16 protein-coding genes are annotated in these 19,242 nt (G+C 38.0%); 6 read left to right on the top strand and 10 right to left on the bottom strand.

Annotation, left to right across the window (positions count from 1 at the left end; translation table 11 throughout):
- Positions 1-118: 118 nt before the first annotated feature.
- The 4 genes from AC33VI_RS17205 to sat form a co-directional block, all read right to left on the bottom strand.
- Positions 119-1,363 carry a glycosyltransferase family protein gene (locus AC33VI_RS17205; RefSeq protein WP_491783490.1) on the bottom strand — a complete coding sequence of 415 codons (1,245 nt, stop codon included), beginning with the start codon at positions 1,361-1,363 and terminating at the stop codon, positions 119-121.
- Positions 1,364-1,393: 30 nt separating this feature from the next.
- The gene (locus AC33VI_RS17200) at positions 1,394-2,854 is read right to left on the bottom strand and encodes a hypothetical protein (protein ID WP_491783489.1); all 1,461 of its coding nucleotides are present in this window, start codon (positions 2,852-2,854) and stop codon (positions 1,394-1,396) included.
- Positions 2,815-3,678, bottom strand: a complete 864-nt coding sequence (locus AC33VI_RS17195) for a caspase family protein (RefSeq protein WP_491783488.1) — start codon at positions 3,676-3,678, stop codon at positions 2,815-2,817. Before AC33VI_RS17195 ends, AC33VI_RS17200 begins: the two co-directional genes overlap by 40 nt.
- 169 nt (positions 3,679-3,847) lie before the next feature.
- Positions 3,848-5,011 carry a sulfate adenylyltransferase gene (gene sat / locus AC33VI_RS17190; RefSeq protein WP_491783487.1) on the bottom strand — a complete coding sequence of 388 codons (1,164 nt, stop codon included), beginning with the start codon at positions 5,009-5,011 and terminating at the stop codon, positions 3,848-3,850.
- A gap of 177 nt (positions 5,012-5,188) precedes the next feature.
- Here sat and AC33VI_RS17185 point away from each other — a divergent pair, with 177 nt between their 5' ends.
- The 3 genes from AC33VI_RS17185 (at position 5,189) to AC33VI_RS17175 (ending at position 7,684) form a co-directional block, all read left to right on the top strand.
- Entirely contained in the window at positions 5,189-5,746 is a 558-nt protein-coding gene (locus tag AC33VI_RS17185; protein ID WP_491783486.1) for a peroxiredoxin, read from the top strand.
- A gap of 74 nt (positions 5,747-5,820) precedes the next feature.
- Positions 5,821-7,326, top strand: coding sequence for a serine/threonine protein kinase (locus AC33VI_RS17180; protein WP_491783485.1), 1,506 nt, complete (start codon positions 5,821-5,823; stop codon positions 7,324-7,326).
- 184 nt (positions 7,327-7,510) lie between these two features.
- A complete protein-coding gene (locus tag AC33VI_RS17175) occupies positions 7,511-7,684 on the top strand; it encodes a hypothetical protein (RefSeq protein WP_491783484.1) in 174 nt (57 codons plus the stop codon).
- A 99-nt stretch (positions 7,685-7,783) separates the two neighbouring features.
- Here the strand turns inward: AC33VI_RS17175 and AC33VI_RS17170 are convergent, their stop codons facing one another.
- From AC33VI_RS17170 to AC33VI_RS17145, 6 genes are all read right to left on the bottom strand, one after another.
- Complete coding sequence (locus AC33VI_RS17170; RefSeq protein WP_491783483.1) at positions 7,784-8,722, bottom strand: S1 RNA-binding domain-containing protein; 939 nt, start codon at positions 8,720-8,722, stop codon at positions 7,784-7,786.
- Between the two features lie 70 nt (positions 8,723-8,792).
- Complete coding sequence (locus tag AC33VI_RS17165) at positions 8,793-9,530, bottom strand: dienelactone hydrolase family protein (protein WP_491783482.1); 738 nt, start codon at positions 9,528-9,530, stop codon at positions 8,793-8,795.
- Between the two features lie 97 nt (positions 9,531-9,627).
- Complete coding sequence (hisB, locus tag AC33VI_RS17160; RefSeq protein WP_491783481.1) at positions 9,628-10,269, bottom strand: imidazoleglycerol-phosphate dehydratase HisB; 642 nt, start codon at positions 10,267-10,269, stop codon at positions 9,628-9,630.
- 254 nt (positions 10,270-10,523) lie between these two features.
- Positions 10,524-11,753, bottom strand: a complete 1,230-nt coding sequence (locus AC33VI_RS17155) for an HhoA/HhoB/HtrA family serine endopeptidase (RefSeq protein ID WP_491783480.1) — start codon at positions 11,751-11,753, stop codon at positions 10,524-10,526.
- 115 nt (positions 11,754-11,868) lie between these two features.
- On the bottom strand, positions 11,869-12,237 hold the full coding sequence (locus AC33VI_RS17150) for a hypothetical protein (RefSeq protein ID WP_491783479.1): 369 nt from the start codon (positions 12,235-12,237) through the stop codon (positions 11,869-11,871).
- Positions 12,238-12,266: 29 nt separating this feature from the next.
- Positions 12,267-13,412 carry a haloacid dehalogenase-like hydrolase gene (locus AC33VI_RS17145; RefSeq protein WP_491783478.1) on the bottom strand — a complete coding sequence of 382 codons (1,146 nt, stop codon included), beginning with the start codon at positions 13,410-13,412 and terminating at the stop codon, positions 12,267-12,269.
- Positions 13,413-14,186: 774 nt separating this feature from the next.
- On the opposite strand from AC33VI_RS17145, the gene AC33VI_RS17140 reads away from it, so the two are divergent.
- The 3 genes from AC33VI_RS17140 to AC33VI_RS17130 form a co-directional block, all read left to right on the top strand.
- Entirely contained in the window at positions 14,187-15,041 is an 855-nt protein-coding gene (locus AC33VI_RS17140) for a DUF547 domain-containing protein (RefSeq protein ID WP_491783477.1), read from the top strand.
- 339 nt (positions 15,042-15,380) lie between these two features.
- Entirely contained in the window at positions 15,381-17,603 is a 2,223-nt protein-coding gene (locus AC33VI_RS17135) for a glycosyltransferase family 2 protein (RefSeq protein WP_491783476.1), read from the top strand.
- A 409-nt stretch (positions 17,604-18,012) separates the two neighbouring features.
- On the top strand, positions 18,013-19,242 hold a 1,230-nt coding region (locus AC33VI_RS17130), incomplete at its 3' end, for a substrate-binding domain-containing protein (RefSeq protein WP_491783475.1).

Raw genomic sequence — 19,242 nt, 5'->3', positions numbered from 1 at the left:
TTGTGTTAAGTTTTAAGTCATTTTAGAGCTTTCGGCTTTCAGCTAATAAGTTCGAGACTGAATCGTAGATGCAATGCCTAAGAGCTAGCTAATCAAAACTTACGCCGAGCGCTAGGGATCAAGTTTTTTTTATTTCCCCTTCTATTATATCTGCAATCTTTTTGACCGCACCAGTTTTTCCTCTAACTGAGATTAAATTATCGATCGCAGTTTGGAGTTTTAAGGGATTGTCTAAATAATCAATAACTAAATCGGCAACATCTTCGGCTGACAATTTACCCACCAATTCGGGAACAATTTCTCGACCCGCCCAAATGTTAGGCCAGGCAAATAAACGTCCTTGTTTTAAGACCAACCAATTGATTAGTTTGGCTAAAGCTGTACCCACTCCTGGTAAATTGGCTAAAATTCCTGGCAGTCCATCCCAAGAACGCATGGCATCTAGTTGTTGGGTAGGCAAGAGGACAATCATGGGAATAGCCAAAGAGGTTAATTCGGCAGTGTTAGCCCCTACAGTAGTCAGGCATAGCTGACATTCAATTAAGTTTTGATAGGCGGGGAATTCGGCAATAATTCTAATTTTAGTACCACCCGAAGTAACTAGATAATTGTTGCCTAATAAAGTTTTCAGTTCTCCTTCTACTTTTCCCATGGCTGCTACTAAAGGATTGGTGGCTTGTTTTGCATATTTGCTTAAAGTGACTAAATCTACAGTAGGTGCGAGGGGAATGATAAATTCCACGTCGGGTAATTTTTTAGCTAAAGATTCGGCGATCGCCAGACACAAAGGTACTCCTTGAGAGAGTTTGGCGGGTTTAGAACCCACTAGTAAACCGATTTTAGTTCCTGCTGATTTGATTGGTTTTTCTCCTACTTCTAAGACCGTATCTGCCATTAAATCTCCTACTATAGAGAACTTATGGTGATAGGCTGGAGATACTTTATCGACTAACCGTTGGTTGGTGGCAGCAAAATAATCGATCAAACGATACCAGCGAGCCTCCCATTCGGCATAAATCAAACTGGAATAATTCAATCTTTTCGAGATGACGACAGTGTAAAATTGATCTCCCCCCAAAAAAACGACCATTCCGCGATCGCTCCATTGCCAATTACTGGGAGTTTTTCCCCAAAGTAAAAAACTGAAGAAGTTCCCAGGAGGCAAAACTCGATCCACTTCGGGATAGCCTAATGCAATATCCGCCTCTTTACCCGTACCGTGAGGACAAGGAGATAACAAAATTGAAATTCGCACCATTTCATTAAAATCTCCCAATTGTTGGCGCAAACATTTAACCACAGGGCGTACCCAAGTAGCTACTTCTCCAGGTCCATTAGATAAAATAACCAGATCGAATTTCACGTTTATTATTTATTTGCGATCGAGGAACAATCAACCATTATTAATTTCATAAACAAAGCTCAAGCTTGCCCAACTATTGACATCCAAGGCATAAACATCATTTTTGTTAGCAACTAAATTCTCCGATACAGCACTAGCAGCGTGTAAATCTTCCAGCACAGATTTAATTACAGCGATCCCATTAGTGACATTGAGTATTTGTTGTCGATCTAAAGGAAAACTCTCCTGAGTAGCCAAGGCTATCAGAGTTTTATTAAAGGGCTGAGGGGATAATATTGCATAGAGAGTATTAATCCCAATCGAGTCGGGAACTTTCCACTGCCAAGAATCATTTACAGTTGGAATGGCTAATTTGCTGTTGGGAGAGATGGTTAGATCTATTAGTCGTAAGGCTTGATTCTCTTGTTTAGATTGAAGAGGAGTATGAAGAGCAGCAAGATTGCGGTCGGTATCAATACTAAATAATAGTAAGTACAATTCGCGATCGCCCAAATTGTCGATCGATAATTGTAGATTCGAGCCTTTAATTAGAATTGGTAGGTTATTCGAGGTATTAGGCACGGTATTTTTACTAGGAAAGCTAATCTTTTTAGTCGATTCAGGGGGTGTTTCTGCCAAATAGGTAGCTGTACTAGATATGGGAACAAGATTATCGTCTCCCGAAGCTAGAGATAGGCGAACGGGCAATCTTGAAGAAAATTCATTATTGGTTAACTCCAACCATTTAACCGCCAAAAGATTATTAAAATGAGGTTGCAGGCGATCGATCGCAATCTTGACTGCTTCATCATCTGTCCCTGAAGTTTTACCGATTAGGTTTCCCCCTGCGGTATACAAACCATAGCTAAAAATACTACTATCCCGTTCTTCGGTTGTGGGACGATCTATTTTTACCTTACCTAAAAGACAATCTGCATTCTGTTCTCCAATAACTACCGCAGAATCTATAGCCGTGATATTAGCCAAAGCACTGGTTGCATCTACTCTTTCAATTCTTTCCAAGTCTGCATCCAAACCCAAGGTCAAACCAAGGTTACGATTAAAAATTCGTAAAGACTCCCGCACAAAATCTCCCACCTGAAGAGATTCCCCAGTAGTAGGCGCAAGAAGTTGAGCTTTTGCCGACAAACCATCCCGCGATTTTATTTGTAACTGAGGGGTTGAATTATCTTCCCTTGCCAAGCTGAGACAGGAATTAACCCCATAGCGATCGAGAATATTAGCTGGCAAACCCAGTAATTTAATTTCCAAATTATTTTTATTAATTTTATCGATCGCTCCTGTGGCATGAGGCAGATCGCTGGTAGCCAAATAGTAGGCGATTGCCGATTTATCGGGACTATTGAGAGTGGGCTGCTGTTGCTTGCCCATAACTCCTTCTACAGTAGCAGCAGTGGCAGCTAGGGCGACTTGCATCTTATTACTAGGGGTAATTTGCCAGAGATGCTGAGTCAGGGCTTGGGTGAATAATCCCGCACTAAACCATCCCATTGTCTCTCTACTGCTATTTGATTTTTGCCCGATGCCGAAAATACTACCCCTGGCAAAGAGAGCAGTCTTTTGCTCGGTTTTAACCCTTTATCTGCTAGTTGCCCTCGCAGACTTGCCAAAAATATTAATTCTTGAGAGCTAGGAGTTTCTGCCACTTTGGTTGCCGAGCGAATTTTAAAATGACTGTGTTTGGCGCGGGGGGTAAGATTAAAACTCGTATCCAACACAAAAGTACATTTACTAGTAGATAAAGATTGAGCCAACAGCAATAAAGTTTCTTGCAGAATGCTATTAAAAACTTCTGTTTTTTTGGATGGCAATACTCCATCGACTGGCATTAAACTATTGACCAATTTATATTCAACGGAATTAAGGTCTTCAGAAGTAGCTAATTCTGAAGTGAGGGGCATTTTAATTTGACCCCCATAACCGCTAAAGTGAAACACCACTACATCATCCGCTTGGGCTTGCTGGCTCAAATGTTCGACAAAGGCCGTTTCAATATTTTCTCTAGTCGCCTGGCGATCGCTTAAAGTAATAATATCTTGGGGCTTAAAACCAAAACGGTGAATTAATAATTCTCGTTGTAATTCTAAATCGGTCAGACAACCATCAAGGTGTTCTTGGTGAGGATAGCGATTGATGCCCACCAATAATGCCAATTTGCGATTAGTAGATTGAGCTAGAGTTTGTTGGTAGTTTTTAATCGAAGCTGCTAGTTGGTTATTGCTTCTTCCTAGAAAATCGAGTCCTACTTCGGTTGTTCCCCAGGCAAACAAAGCCATTCCAGCTTGCTGTAGAAAAGTTCTGCGGTCGAGTCCCATATTAGCTACTGTAGCAATCCTAGATGAATTGTAAAAGTTGATTAATCAAAGCAAGGGTCGGGAGTATTGCGCGATCGTTACCGAAAATCAAAAAGGTTACAGACAAGGCTATCTAATAAACCTCAAATCTGTAACCAATTATAATGTTTTATTCCAGTAAAAAAAATTACTAGTCAACTTTCATTGCTTTAGCTAGTTCTGCTGCAACTTTAGGACGAGAGAATTGTGGAGGAGGAGTTTTACCTTCTCTGAGCATAGCTCTTACTTTAGTACCAGATAAATGGATGCGCTCGTCTTTTTTAGCAGGGCTAGTTTTAGCTGTAGCCATTTGTTCGGTACGAGTACAGTAGAAAGCATGCTCGAATTTGAGAGGAGTAATACCCATTTCTTCGGCAGTAAACTCACCAAAGATTTCTTGAGCGTCGTAAGTACCATAGTAATCCCCTACTCCAGCATGATCGCGACCGACGATGAAGTGAGTACAACCATAGTTTTTACGAATCAAAGCGTGGAAAATAGCTTCTCTGGGACCAGCATAGCGCATTGCAGAGGGATTGATCGCTAGAATCACCCGTTCTTGAGGAAAATAGTTTTCCATCATAATTTCATAACAACGCATCCTTACATCTGCGGGAATATCGTCGCTTTTGGTCGCACCAACCAAAGGATGAAGGAATAAACCATCTACGATTTCTAAAGCACATTTGATAATGTACTCATGAGCGCGGTGGATGGGATTGCGAGTTTGGAAGCCAACTACAGTACTCCAGCCTCTTTCTTTAAATAAAGCTCTCGATGCTGCGGGATCGATTTGGTATTTAGGAAATTGAGGATGACCTTCTCTTTCTAGCAACCAAACTGGCCCAGCTAGATTAATTGCTCCTTGTTCGTAAACTACTTTTACTCCAGGATGAGCATCTTCCTCAGTACGATAGACATTAATAGCTTCTTGCTTTTTATCGTAGGTATATTTTTCAGTTAGTTGCAATACTCCGATAAATTTACCATCGGGATTATCCAAACGAATTAAACTGCCTATTTCTAAAGGTTCTGCTACTTCTTCTGTAACGGAGAGAGTCACAGGCACAGACCAAGGCAAACCATTTGCCAAGCGCATTTTTTCCACAACTCCTAGGTAATCTTCTCTACCCATGAAGCCACTGATGGGACTAAAGCCACCGATCGCAATCATCACAAGATCGGAAGTAGCTCTTAAATCTAATTGAACTCTAGGTAAAGAATCAGCTTTAGCTAAGAAGTCTTGCTTTTCTTCTGATGTTGCGAGACGGTCGATCAGTTCGCCACCATGAGGTGGTATTAAATCTGTACTCATAACTTATAATTTGTAGACTTGTTTTTACGCTTCCTTGCAGGCAATAATGTTAACAAACAGTTAAAAGAATTAACTCGTCGAGCGCCACAAAAAATCAACTTATGCTGGTTAATTTTTGTTAGGGTTTTAACATTACTTATTAATCTCACTGTTCAGTAAATCATATTTTTGTCCATTATGAAACGTTTGTTTTCAATTCAATTTTGGTTGCCAATTATTTTGTCTTTAATAGTCTCTTGGGGAGGAACTTCTACCGCTTGGGCGATGGGAGGCAAACAACCACCCGTTAACCAACCCGCACCAGAATTTATCCTCCCTACTAATACGGGAGATGGAGAAATCTCTCTGAGAGATTACTTAGGTAAATGGATTGTTTTATATTTTTATCCCCAAGATTTTACTTCTGGCTGCACCATAGAAGCTCGACGTTTTCAACAAGATATTGCAGAATATGAGGCAAGAAACGCGCAAATTTTGGGAGTAAGTGTTGATGATGTCGATTCTCATGCCGAATTTTGCGATGCGGAAGGACTAAAATTTCCTCTGCTAGCAGATACTCAAGGAGATGTGAGTAAAGCCTATGGTTCTTGGTTGGGTGCTATGTCTTTAAGACACACTTATTTAATCGATCCCAAGGGAATCTTACGAGAAATTTTCTTAGGTGTCAGACCTAGCATTCATTCTCAAGAAGTGTTAGCTCGTTTGGATGAGTTATCAAGGGAACAATCAAGTTAGCCAAAACGTCTTGGTTAATCGCTGATAACCCTATTTTAAGTAAAATTGCAGTCAATCTGGATAACTAGAATTGCATGGAGTCAATAGTTGGGAAAATACTGCGCGATCGCTATCGTATTATTAAACAGTTGAGTCGAGATGATTTTAGCACTCAGTTTGTAGCAGAAGATTTTAAACAAACTGGCAAATTACAATGTCAGATTGAGAGACTACAGCCTCACTATGATAGTGAAGTTTTGGGGGTTCAATCTTGGCAAAGAGTCCTGAAAGCATTTAATGCTCAAGGAAATATGCTCAAAAATATTTCTCAACACCCACAAATTCCCCAACTATTGGATTTTTTTGAATGCGATCGCGAGTTTTTTTTAGTTAGAGAATTTATTGATGGCGAAACTTTAGAGCAAAGACTCAATAATTCTTTAATTAATGAAGATGAAGCAATAAATTGGTTGCAAGAAATTTTAGGATTATTGGATTTTCTCCATCAGGCAGATATTACCCATCTCAATATTCAACCTTCTAGTTTGATTCAGCATCAAAATGGGCAAAAATTTCTCACTAATTTTGCCAGTGTCAAAAATGCTATTTTATTTGACAAGAAACTATATGAAACTATTGCTAACGATGATTTTTCTGCTTGGGAATTAAAAGAAGGTAAGCCAAATTTTAGTAGCGACATTTATGGTCTTGGTAAGACAATTATCTATGCTTTAACAGGTCAATTAGCAGAACAAGTGAACGTAAAATCGCTCCAATTACCTGGAGATAAAAATCGCCTCGATTCAGATAGCATACCCCTAGCTAATATCCGACCAGAGTTAGCAGATATCCTCAATAAAATGGTTTGTAATAGCTTGGATAAACGCTATCAATCTGCTGGAGAGATTTTAGAAGAATTAGACTTTAGTCATCAAGTAGTAACTTTACCTCCTCCTATATTTACTAATTTTAATTCTTCTTTAAAATCAAAAAATCATCATCTCCATCGAGAAAACAATCGATCTAATAAGTCTTCTAAACTAGGTCAAAAAATTATTTGGTTTTTTTTAAGTTTGCCATTTATATTTGCTTTAGGCATCATCTTTATTGGACTTAACCGTAATATCTATCGTAACTTCGCTGCTTATCGCAATGATAGTTATCAATTTGAAGTTAAATACCCCAAAACCTGGTCTTATCGAGATGTAGACGATCCTATTACTGGTGAAATTGTGGTTTTCACTTCTCCTTTAGAAACTGATTCCGATCTTTTTTTGGAAAAACTACATATCAATATTGAGTATTTATCTGACGAAGCTATCACTCTCGATCAATATACTCAAGAAGTTTTAGAAAGAATCGAACAAACCAAAAGCGATCAAGTTGAAGTCTATCAAGCTCGCAAAACTAAAATATCAGAAGTTCCCGCACGAATGGTAGTTTATTCTCGCCAAGAAAATGGCTTGCAATTGAAACAAATGGAAACTTTTGCAATTAAAAACGATCGAGTCTATATTGCGATTTATACAGCAGAAAGAGCTAAATTTTCTAAGTTTTTAGATACGGCGAAAAAAATGATTAATTCTTGGGAAATAGAATAACTAATAACTAGATCGATATTCAGTAGCTTAATCCGAACTGAGCTTGATTAGCATATATTACATCAAAATAGTGCGATCGCAATCCCATTTCTAGGTGTTTGAGATCGTAGAGTTAGGGAAAATTTTAAGTTAGGTTAAAACAGCGATCGTAAAGATTCTATAAAGTAATTATCAAGATTTAACCATGAATAACTTAACTATCCAACAATTCTGTCAATTAGAAACTTTAAAATCCGATCTCCACCCTTCAATCGCCTCTGGTTCGGAATATAGCGAAAACATTGAAGGAAATTTATCCGTACTCAAATTAACCGACTCCGAAGGAGAAGTGGTTCAAGAATTAATCGTCGTTCTTTAGATATGATTGAGGGACAAGGGGACAAGGAGATAAATCAACGCTTTCAAGCGACACTTTCCTCATCCCTCATAATTTATTTATCCCTCATTTGGACTCATTTTACTCTGTAGTTGCTTCTGCTTCAGATTTTGATTTTGACTGAGATTCGGGGGCATTTTTAGCCTTTTCCCATCTCTCTTCGGCATTTGCCATTACTTGTTCTAGTTTTTCGATATTCTCCCCTGGATATTCTTCTAGAGCTTTAATCGAGAGAGACATCCGATTTTGATACTCATCAATTTGTTTGATCGCAACTTTTATTTCTTGTCCTACTTCAAAGATGGCATTGAGAGATTCAACTCTCGCGCCACTAATTTCTTTGATATGCAATAAACCCGTCGCTCCCTGTAGATCGACAAAAACACCATAGGGTTTAATATTAACAACTCTACCAGGCATTAATTCTCCTTCTGTAATGCTGTTCATCGCCACAGCACGCATTGCATCTCGTTGAGATAAAACTAATTTACGGTTCTGCTGATTTACCTCCAGAAAAGTAGCAGTTAAAAGTTGTCCTACAAGAGATTCTAGGTTATCTCGCTGCTGGAGATGAGAGCGGGGTATAAATGCCCTCAAACCTGCTACCTCTCCCGTTACACCTCCTTTATTAGCACCGGTAATGCGTATTTGAGTAGACTTTCCCGTCTCTGCCATTTCTTTGATATCCGCCCAAGCTTCATCTAAAGCTAATTGGCGTAAAGATAGAGTAACTTGTCCTTCGGAATCTTGTTCGCGAATAATCAAAAATTCTCTGGTTTCTCCAACGGGCAAAATGTTTTCTAAGTTATCCACAAAACCCAAGGCAGCCTCATTGGTGGGTACAAAACCTGGAGATTTTCCGCCAATATCAACATACGCTCCGTTAGAGTCAATTTGAACTACCGTTCCCTTAACTTTTTGCCCCTTAACAAATTCATAGTCATATTTTTGTAGGGCACTCTCAAAATCTGACCTAGAGAAGGCTTGAGCGGGATTGGAAGAGGATGTTGAGTCAGACATAGGTAATGTGAATAATATATGGTAACGGTTCGAGCAAATCTAAACTAAATTTTAGTTCACTTTTCCCGATTTATAAGTTTTGGCTAAACAAGTTTAGCACTTCTCGCCAAGCATCTTGAGCGGTAGATGAGTCGTAACTTTGACGACGATCGCACATAAACCCATGAGTTGCACCTTCATAGCGGAAAACTTGGTGGGAAATATTATGTTTTTTTAATTCTGCTTCAATTAAATCTGTTTGTTCGTTAGGAATCAGAGGATCTTCCGTACCGAAGAAAGCGTAAAGCGTACCTTTTATATCTTGAGTGCGCTCGATCGTCGGTTGCGATTCTCCAGGACACCAAGTTGCAATTTGCGCCCCATAGAAAGATGCCGTTGCTACCACCCGTTCGAGAGTGGCTGCCAGATAAACCACATGACCCCCAAAACAAAAACCAATCGTGCCTACGCCTTCTTGCTTGACTGCTGGCAAACTGTATAAATAATCGATGGTTGCCTGAATATCGCTAAGTAATTCTCTAGCTTGAGTTTTAACTTTATATTCTCTACCTTGCTTGACCTCTTCATCACTATAACCCACTTCAAACCCTGGTGCTTGACGCTGATAAATAGCTGGCGCGATCGCAACATAGCCCTCTGCTGCCAATCTTTCAGTAATATCTCGAATATGTTGGTTTACGCCAAAGATCTCCTGAATCACAATCACCCCAGGATAAACCCCCGATGCTTGAGGTTGTGCTAAATAAGCATCGATCGCCAAATCTCCATTCTGAACTTTAACCCACATGGTCATTAAACAATTGAACATTGAACATTTATCATTACTTGATGGTTAGTTATTAGTAGTCAGTTGTTACTTCTTCTAACCCCCCAGTCTCCCAGTCACCCAGTCACCCCGTCATCTCTTAGAGGACTCCTTTAGAACTTGGAATTGTACCAGCACGACGGGAATCGACTTCTGTAGCCATTCGTATAGCGCGAGCAAAGGCTTTAAATGTTGCTTCAATTATATGGTGAGAATTAATCCCGTCCAATTGACGAATGTGCAAAGTCATTTGAGAATGATTGACCACCGCCACAAAAAACTCTCTAACTAATTGGGTATCGTAAGTACCGACTCTTTGGGTTGGAATTTCTAAGCCATAACTAAGATGAGGTCTACCTGAAAAATCTAGAGCTACCTGTACTAAAGACTCGTCGAGGGGAGCAACGAAATGACCGAAACGAATTATTCCCTTGCGATCGCCTAAAGCTTGAGCTAGTGCCATTCCCAAAGTAATTCCCACATCTTCGTTAGTGTGGTGATCGTCAATTTCAATATCTCCTGTAGCTTTAACGTTAAGATCTATTAAGCCATGAGAAGAAATCTGATGGAGCATATGATCTAAAAAAGGAATCCCCGTATCCGCAGTACATTTTCCCGTACCGTCAATGTTTAGCTCGACTTTCACATCGGTTTCTCCCGTCTTTCTGCTTACCGAGGCAGTACGAGATCGGATTAAAGGAAGATTATTAATTGAATTAACATTGCGATCGCTAGTTTGCATCTTGACTCCTACATAGACAAATTTATCTTAATAATTAATAGTATTAATTACTGGTAAGACTGTGGCAAAAATTATAAAAGTTAGTATTCCTAATGCTAAGTTGCGATAAACTCTTTTTTCAGGTCTGCATCTTTGGTATTTCATTGGATTATTTTGTGAGTTATTTTTCCTTATCCTTCCCAGATCGATAAAGCGATCGAACAAGATGCTGATTCGATCGCCTGTAACTTGGGAAACTGTGTTTAAATGTAGTTCTAAGAAATATTCCTTAATTGAGTAGTAACAACTCTCAATTTCAAAGTGCGATCGCCCCGCATGACCGTAAAGTTCAAACTTTGATTCAGACCACTACTATCAACTACCGACTGTAATTGACCTGCATCGGTAATCGATTGACCGTCAATGGCAGTAATTACATCACCAATCCGCAAACCTGCTGCTTCAGCGGGAGTGTCGGGTAAAACTCTAACTATTAAAACTCCTTCAACTTCAGGAATAATAAAAGGGGAATTAGGGTTACTATTACTGCGCTGGGCAAATTCAGGAGTGAGAGTCCGCATTTGTACGCCAATATAGGGATGGGGTACTTGTTTGCCCGCTGCTAGGGTTTTGGTAATAGTTCTGGCTTTATCAATCGGGATAGCAAAACCAATACCATTAGCGTCGGGGCGAATAGCAGTATTAATGCCGATTACTTCTCCCTCTTGATTTAAAAGAGGTCCTCCAGAGTTTCCAGGGTTAATGGCTGCATCGGTTTGCAAAAAATCAATCCGCTTGTCGGGAATACCAACTTGGGCAGAAGAACGAGTTAAAGTACTAATAATTCCTAGGGTAACGGTATTATTTAAGCCAACGGGATTACCCACCGCGATCGCCCAATCTCCTACTTGAATATTACTGGAATTGCCTAATGGGGCAACGGGCAAGTCTACTCCCCTAGCATCAATTTTAACTACTGCTAGGTCGGTAACTTCGTCAGTACCTTTGACAACTCCCTCGAATTCTCGACCGTCTTTGAGAGTTACGGTTACTTTATCCGCACCACTAACTACATGGGCGTTGGTGTAAATGATACCGCTTTTTTCCGTAATAAATCCCGAACCTTGTCCCCTTACTTGTCTTTCTCTGGGCATTTGTTGGCTAAAGCGATCGCCAAAAAAATCGCGGAAAAAAGGATCGTCAAAAAATGGTTCGACTCTAGTGGCAACTGTTTTTTCTGTATCGATTCTAACTACTGCTGGGCCTGTTTTTTGAACTGCTGCTGCCACAAAACTAGTTGAGGCTTTGGCTGTAGGTACTGATGCTTCAAGTTCTGTTTCGGTTTTTAAGGCAATAGGATTTTGATTAGGATTAATCTTAGATTCGGAAGATAACATATCTGCATTAGAAGACATTACCCCGATCGAGCTAAAAGTCAAAATGACTCCTAAAAAAAGTGCTATAGCGTGGCTAGCCACTTTACCTAGAAATCGTTGCTTTTTCATTATGGTTCGTCAATTTTAATTATTGAATTTTTGTACTATGTCAATCATAGCTCGACCCTCGATCAAGCTTCAGACTTGTCCTCGCTGTCGCGATCGATTCCGAGGGTTTTAATTATTATTTAGTGGCTGGTTTGACATTATTAGAGCCATCTTCAAAGACAGGTTTAACCTGAGAGAGCATTCTTCTGATTTGTCCTTGTCCCTGAATCAAGCACCATGCCATAATCGCCCAAGTCTGCCAATCTTGCCACAACTGTAAATTTTGACTGCCAAAAGCGATCGCGCTGAGAAGAAAAATAAAAATCAACCAACGCAAAAGTTTTTCTGGTACTTGTTTGGGCCAATTATCCGCATTGCCTCCAGAGTAGCGATAAACTACATAAAGAATGCTCCGCGAAAGAATATGACTGGATAAGAGACTCGTGCCAATAAAATTGGTAGCAGTTAATATGAGAAATCCATAGTAACGAAAAGATTGAAGCAACAGATATAACCAAGTACGAGTATGTTTGTTTAAATGGTTATAAATCCAAAACAAATTCTGGAAGATAGCAAAAATCCCAACCAAGATAAATAGGGCAATAACAATAAATTCTGCAAGCTAAAACTTTCCCCAACTGGATAGTTTCCATACAATAGTTCGATTCCTAGGGATTGCTTGAGTAAAATTACTCCAATTGCACCAAATAATAAAGACCAAAACCAAGGATACCAAGTTTCCATCATTTGCTTGTGGATATGATAAGTAATGGATAACTTTGGTTTTTCTTCGTATTTTTCGGCTACGCGATCGTTTTCATAATATCCTAATTCATAAATAGACCAGAAAGAAATTAACAAAAAGACCATGCTAATTCCATGTAGTAATGGATTATTTGCTTGCCAAGAAAATGCCAGAAGTAGAATTGGTAGATCGTCCCAAAGAATGACTTTTAATGTATATTTTTCACCAATTCTTTTCACTTTTTCCAAGTAAAAAAATGGTAAATATACATCTTTGAGTGGAGGAATATATTTGGCTTTTTTCCAGATTACTAAACAGGGTCGATCTACTATTTTCAGTAAGGGAAGATCGTCATAAGAATCTGTTACGAAAATTGCCGATTCTATCGCAGATTTTGGTAAATTATCTTGAGTCATTGACAGTTTACCTTCACCTCGATCTTTTGCACCTTGCCAAAACCGACAACCAATTAATAGATCGCTTTTTATAGGAATGTGCTTGAGAATTGGATTAATAATAAAGTTAAATCCCAAAGTCGCAATAATTACGGTTGAATTAGAGTTTTTTTGTACGGCTGCAGCCAATTCTTGATTGGTATATAATTCGGCTATCTTTTTGGCTTTAATCTGCCACAAGAATATTGTCCAAGGTAATAATATTGTCGGAATTACTACGACAAACCAATCTCTAATTTCACTACCTCTAAATGGTTTGGGTAGCCATAGCCAAGGTTTAATAACACCTAGAATTTTGATTAAAAGCAAGCCTAATAGACGAGGACGCAGGCTATCTAAATATTCAGCAGTCGAGTTTCTTAATAGTAAAGTTTCATCAAAATCTAGAATAATTGATGCTTCGGGATCGGCTTTTTTGATTAAATCGATTGTTTCGCAATTGTCGATTAAAAGTAACTGTTTACTTGAATTGTCTTGCATTTTAAAATAAAAAAACTAGATAATAAAGGTTAAAACTAATAATTATCTGCTTATTTTGGTACTATTTTACAAAAATAATGCGTGGGTACTCAATCGATTAACAGTTTTACCAAATATAGCGATACTCTTCGGTGATAGATTGATTTGTTTAAAACCAACAAACACCATAGTAACTTGTAGCTTTAATCGGACTTTAAGTTGCAATAAAATTAATATAATTTACATTATAAGAATGTCAAATCACAATTTGTTTTTTGGTAGCACTCCTCATTTAATAGAATAAAATTTATAAGATACCAACAGATTTAATAACAGATTTTATCCAAGCAACAGTTTGCTTTTTTTTACTTTATAAAAATATTCTTATTCTCAATCAACTAATTCTTGAGACAAGTATCCCATTTCGTTTCTGTAACGTATTTATCCATCAAACAAATAATATAGTTACAAATAGATATACATTCATAATTAATAGTAGCAGAAAACTTACATAAGGGAAAACGAGTTTTTGAAATACAATATACTCTACTTTAACTTAAACTCTATAATTATTTCTTAATTTAAGGTTAAGGCTCAAAAAAAAGTGAATTTTAAAAGCCGATAATAGGATCTTTGATAATCAATCTGACATACAAAAAAGCAAACTACCTTTCATTTTTCTTATTTCTCTTTATATATATTCATCCAAAAGGCTAATTTTAACGTTCTTCTCATAAAAAACTCACTTTAGTCTGTTTATTTGGTATTTGTCTAGAAAAAATTTTGCTGAAGATTATGAATAAAACTATTTTATCTATTGGTATTTTAAGTGCGATCGCAGTCTTGAACTATGGCAAGCTAGCAAATTCCTTGCCAAAATTTGAACCTGTAAGATTATCCACAGAAGTGACAGTGGAGGTTGCGGCTAATTCATCTTTCGATTACCAAGATTATGCTGAAGTCTTACAAACCTATGTAGACGATATGGGCTTGGTTGATTATGTTGGTTTACAAGCAAATAGAGAGCAACTAGATCGTTTTAATCAATCTCTTGGAGAAGTGTCTCCTGAAACCTATGCTTCGTGGAGTGAAGCCGAACAAATTGCCTTTTTGAGCAATGCTTATAATGCTTTTACTCTTCAATCGATTATCGATCGCGATCCTCTAGTTGATAGTATTCGAGATATTCGAGGAGTCTGGAATCGACGCAAGTTCAATTTGGCAGGGGAAGAAAAAACTTTAGATAATATCGAACACGATATTTTACGCAAGGATTTTAACGAACCGAGAATTCATGTAGCATTAGTGTGCGCTGCAATCAGTTGTCCTCCTTTACGCCAAGAACCTTATCTACCCGAACAGTTGGATGCTCAATTAGACGATCAAACTGCTAGGTTTGCCGATAGTATTCATGGTTTTAGTATCGATCGAGCTAAAAATCGAGTACTTTTATCTTCTATTTTTAAATGGTATGGCAAAGACTTTATTAAGACCTATGGTGTAGATGATAAATTTCAGGGTAACAAACAACAGAGAGCAGTTTTGAACTATTTTAGTAGTAAATTAACCTCTCAAGATAGGCAATTTTTAGAGCAAAACGACTACAAAGTTAAGTACTTGGACTACGATTGGTCGCTCAATATTCAATAAAAGACTTGATGGGGAATTTAAAACACGATCGTTTTAGAAAACAATCTAAATTACAAATATTAAGAACTCATGATTTTTATTCCCTTACAGCTAATCACATATCCCCAAAAATATTGATTGTTGTCTTTTGTCGATAAATCGGTATATTTTTTCAATCCCAAGCTAATTTATATTTTTTAAAATTCAAAATCAAAAATACTATTTTAACTAGGAATCTCGATCGTCAGATGTTTTCTACCATAACTTGAGATACAAACAATTTGTGTTAACGAGAAATTTACATATGTTTTGTTAAGCTGGCTCTACTTAGATAGGTATAATCACTCCTACATATCAATAATGCAAACTATCAAGCCAGGATCGGAGTCTAACAGAAGAATTTATTTTCAGAGAAAATCTATCAAAAGATTTCCTTTGCATCGTGCAACCTTGGTGGTTTTATCTGTATTGGGTTTTGCAGGAGCGATTGCTATCTCATGGCTGTTGGGGAATAGTCACGTTACCGAATTGTTTGTCCAGCTACATTTAGTTCAAACCAATCCACCTAATTGGCTGATGCCACCTCAAGTCAGTAATGATTATTATTTGTTAGCTCCCACAATAATATTATTTATTTTGGCGCAGATTGTAATTAAACTATCTCCCGAACCAAACACCTTCTCTCGGCGTTTGATAGCGACAATTTTATTCACCCTGTTTTTACGTTATTTTTTGTGGAGATCTCTTTCTACATTAAATTTAGCTACTCCAGTAGAAGGTATATTTAGCTTGACGCTATTTTCCATGGAGCTATTAGCAATGGGCGGTAGTGCTTTACAAATGCTGCTATTGCTAACAGTAAGAAAAAGAGACCGCGAAGCAGATGAATATGCTATTTCTGCTAAGAGAAATAATTATTGTCCCTCGGTTGATATTCTAATTCCTACTTATAACGAGCCAGATTTTATTCTCAAGCGGACAATAATTGGTTGCCAAGCAATAAATTATGATAACAAGAAAATTTATTTGTTGGACGATACAAGAAGGCAAAGTGTGGCAAAATTAGCCCAAGAGTTGGGTTGTAATTACATTACTAGACTGGATAATTCTTTTGCTAAAGCTGGAAACTTAAATAATGCTCTCAAACAAACTCATGGAGAGTTAGTTGTAGTTTTTGATGCGGATTTTATACCCACAAGTAACTTTTTAGAACGTACGATTGGCTTTTTTCAAAAAGATAAAATAGCTTTAGTCCAAACGCCACAGAGTTTTTATAATTCAGACCCTATTGCTCACAATTTAGGCTTACAAAATGTTCTAACCGCAGAAGAAGAAGTTTTTTATCGTCACTTGCAGCCAATCAAAGATGGTGCGGGTAGTGTAGTTTGTGCGGGAACATCATTTATTGCCAGACGCAAAGCATTAAGAGAAATTGGTTATTTTTCTACCGAGTCTGTTAGCGAAGACTATTTCACTGGAATTAGACTATCGGCTCAAGGCTACGAACTAGTCTATCTAGATGAAAAACTTAGTGCGGGTTTAGCAGCCGAAAGCATTGGCGCTCACATCGAACAGCGATTGCGTTGGGTGCGAGGAACTTTGCAGGCTCTCTTTATCAAATCCAATCCTTTAACTATTCCTGGTTTGAGTTTGTGGCAAAGATTGGGTCACTTAGACGGAATTTTGCACTGGTTTAGCTGTATTCCTCGGGTTTTCTTTTTAATTGTTCCCGTAATTTGTATTTTTGGTCGGTTAAATCCAGTATTAAGCAGTTCTTCAGAATTGGCTTATGTCTTTTTGCCCTACTACATGATGCAGGTGACTATGTTTGCTTGGTTAAACAAGCGATCGCGATCTGTATTGTTGTCAGATGTATATTCTTTAATTCAAACAATTCCCGTATTTATGACGGTTGTCGAAGTTATGTTCAATCCTTTTGGGAAGGGTTTTAAAGTTACTCCCAAAGGTACGTTTAGGGATAAATTTAACTATAATTGGTCTCTGGCATTACCGATGACTGTATTTTTTGTCATTACTGTAATTAGCTTTAGCGTTAGTTTATTTGCTCCTCCCAGCAGTGGATTTAACTTAGGATTATATTGGAGTAGCTACAATTTACTTACCATTAGCGTAGCGATGATAACTCTCTTGGATTTACCCAAGTCCAGCTTTTATGAATGGTTTAGCATCAAAAAAGAAATAAATATTTATAGCGATCGCTTTACCTACCAAAGTATCACCCAAAAAATTTCTGAAGAAGGGGTAGAGATAATTGTCGATCAAAATGCTAGCTTGAACACGCAATTATTCGTCGAACTATTACCAGAAACCCTAATTATTCCAGGAAAAGTGACTCGTAGCTATATTCAAGATGATTTTTTAACAGCTATTGTCAAATTTCAGCAGTTAACTACCGAACAACATCGAGAATTAGTCAAAATGCTTTATTGCACTCCCCATAGATGGCAAAAAAAATATACTCCTAATGAGTTGCAATCTCTAGTCATTCTTTTGAGGTTATTATTTAGACCCTTGATGTTTTTCAACTCTAAGAAGGTAAGTCAGTTAAAACTAAAGTATTAAATCGGATAAATTCTCGATCAAGTTTAAGGCTGCAGGTAGCCGATCGTAATTTATAGTGGTGCGATCATTTTTAATAAATAGTCATGCAAATTTAATTAAATAGTTTGGATAGGGAATAGGGGAAATAAAATGTGTAATTAATTCTGCATAGGTAATTATCAATATTTGTCAAATTTGTATCTTTTGTTTGTTAAGTAAATGTTGTTTTGACAAATTTTTTGACTACGAGATAGTTTTCCAGAGATCTTCATAGAAATGAACTGGCGTTTTTGATAATATGTGTGAACTTATGCAAATCTAGGTATTTTCACTCTCTCATAATACTTAAAACAAGATAACTTAGAGCCTAATTTCAGTTATCTACCTTATATAATTAACTCCCAAATAATCAGATATAATCTAGCCTGAAATGTTACACAAAACACATAATTCCCTAGTTACCTTGGCAGCAGTAATGTTGGCTTTAGTTGGAGTGTCTCAACCTGCTAAAGCTTTTTTATTAGCTCAAGCTGACGTAACGCCCACGACTTTTAATCTTCCCGATGAATTACCCGCCGAGGCAACAGTAAAAATTGCAACTTCTAATAGTACTAGCAGTATTAATCAAAGTTTAAAAGAAAGTTTTATAGAAAAATATCCCCAAGCTCAGGTCAACATTGAAACTCAAAGTTCCGAAGCTGCTCTTCAAAGCTTATCCGAAGGTCAAGTAGACTTAGTTGGAATTGGTCGAAACCTGACTGCAACCGAGAGACAAAAGGGCTTAATTGCAGTACCTATTAGTAGAGAAAAAATTGCCATTGTCATCTCTAAAGACAATCCTTTCAACGGAAATTTAACCATCTCCCAATTTGCTCAAATTTTTAGAGGTGAAATTACTGATTGGTCGGAAATAGGAGGAAATCCTGGGACGATAAATCTAGTAGATTTACCCGATACCAACGATACTAGACAAGCTTTTCCCAGTTACCCAGTCTTTCAAGAGAGTGAATTTATTACTGGTGCAAATACAACTCAACTGGAAGAAGACAGTTTAGATAATGCCATTTCCAAACTGGGAACGAATGGTATTGGTTATGCAGTTGCTAATGATGTCATCGATAGAGATGATATCAAGATAGTAACCATGCACCAGACTCAACCAGATGATGAAAGATATCCCTTCTCTCAACCTTTCTATCTAGTCTATCAAGGCGAACCCACCGAACCTACCGAAGCATTTTTAGGTTTTGCTACCTCACAAGGGGGAGAAGAAGTAATTACCAACAGAATCGGTTCTTTATCGACTGCTAGCGCAATAGCGATCGCATCTAAATTAGCTAATCCATCCACAGACAATTCAAACTTACCAGAAACAAGTGTAGACGGAAACGCTAATCTTGCCGATGCAGGAGAAGATAGCACTGTTGATACGAATGCTACTGCCGACGTAGAAGATGACACTGTTGGTACGGATGCTACTACCGACGTAGAAGATAGCACTGTTGATACGGATGCTACGGCTAATGCAGGAGATGGCACTGTTGATACGGATGCTACTGCCGATGCAGGCGATGGCACTGTTGGTACGGATGCTACGGCTAATGCAGGCGATGGCACTGTTGATACGGATGCTACTGCCGATGCAGGCGATGGCACTGTT

It is taken from the genome of Waterburya sp. (assembly GCF_058530065.1).
Note: the sequence above shows the minus strand (reverse complement) of the source record. Positions and strands in the feature narration are given on the sequence as shown.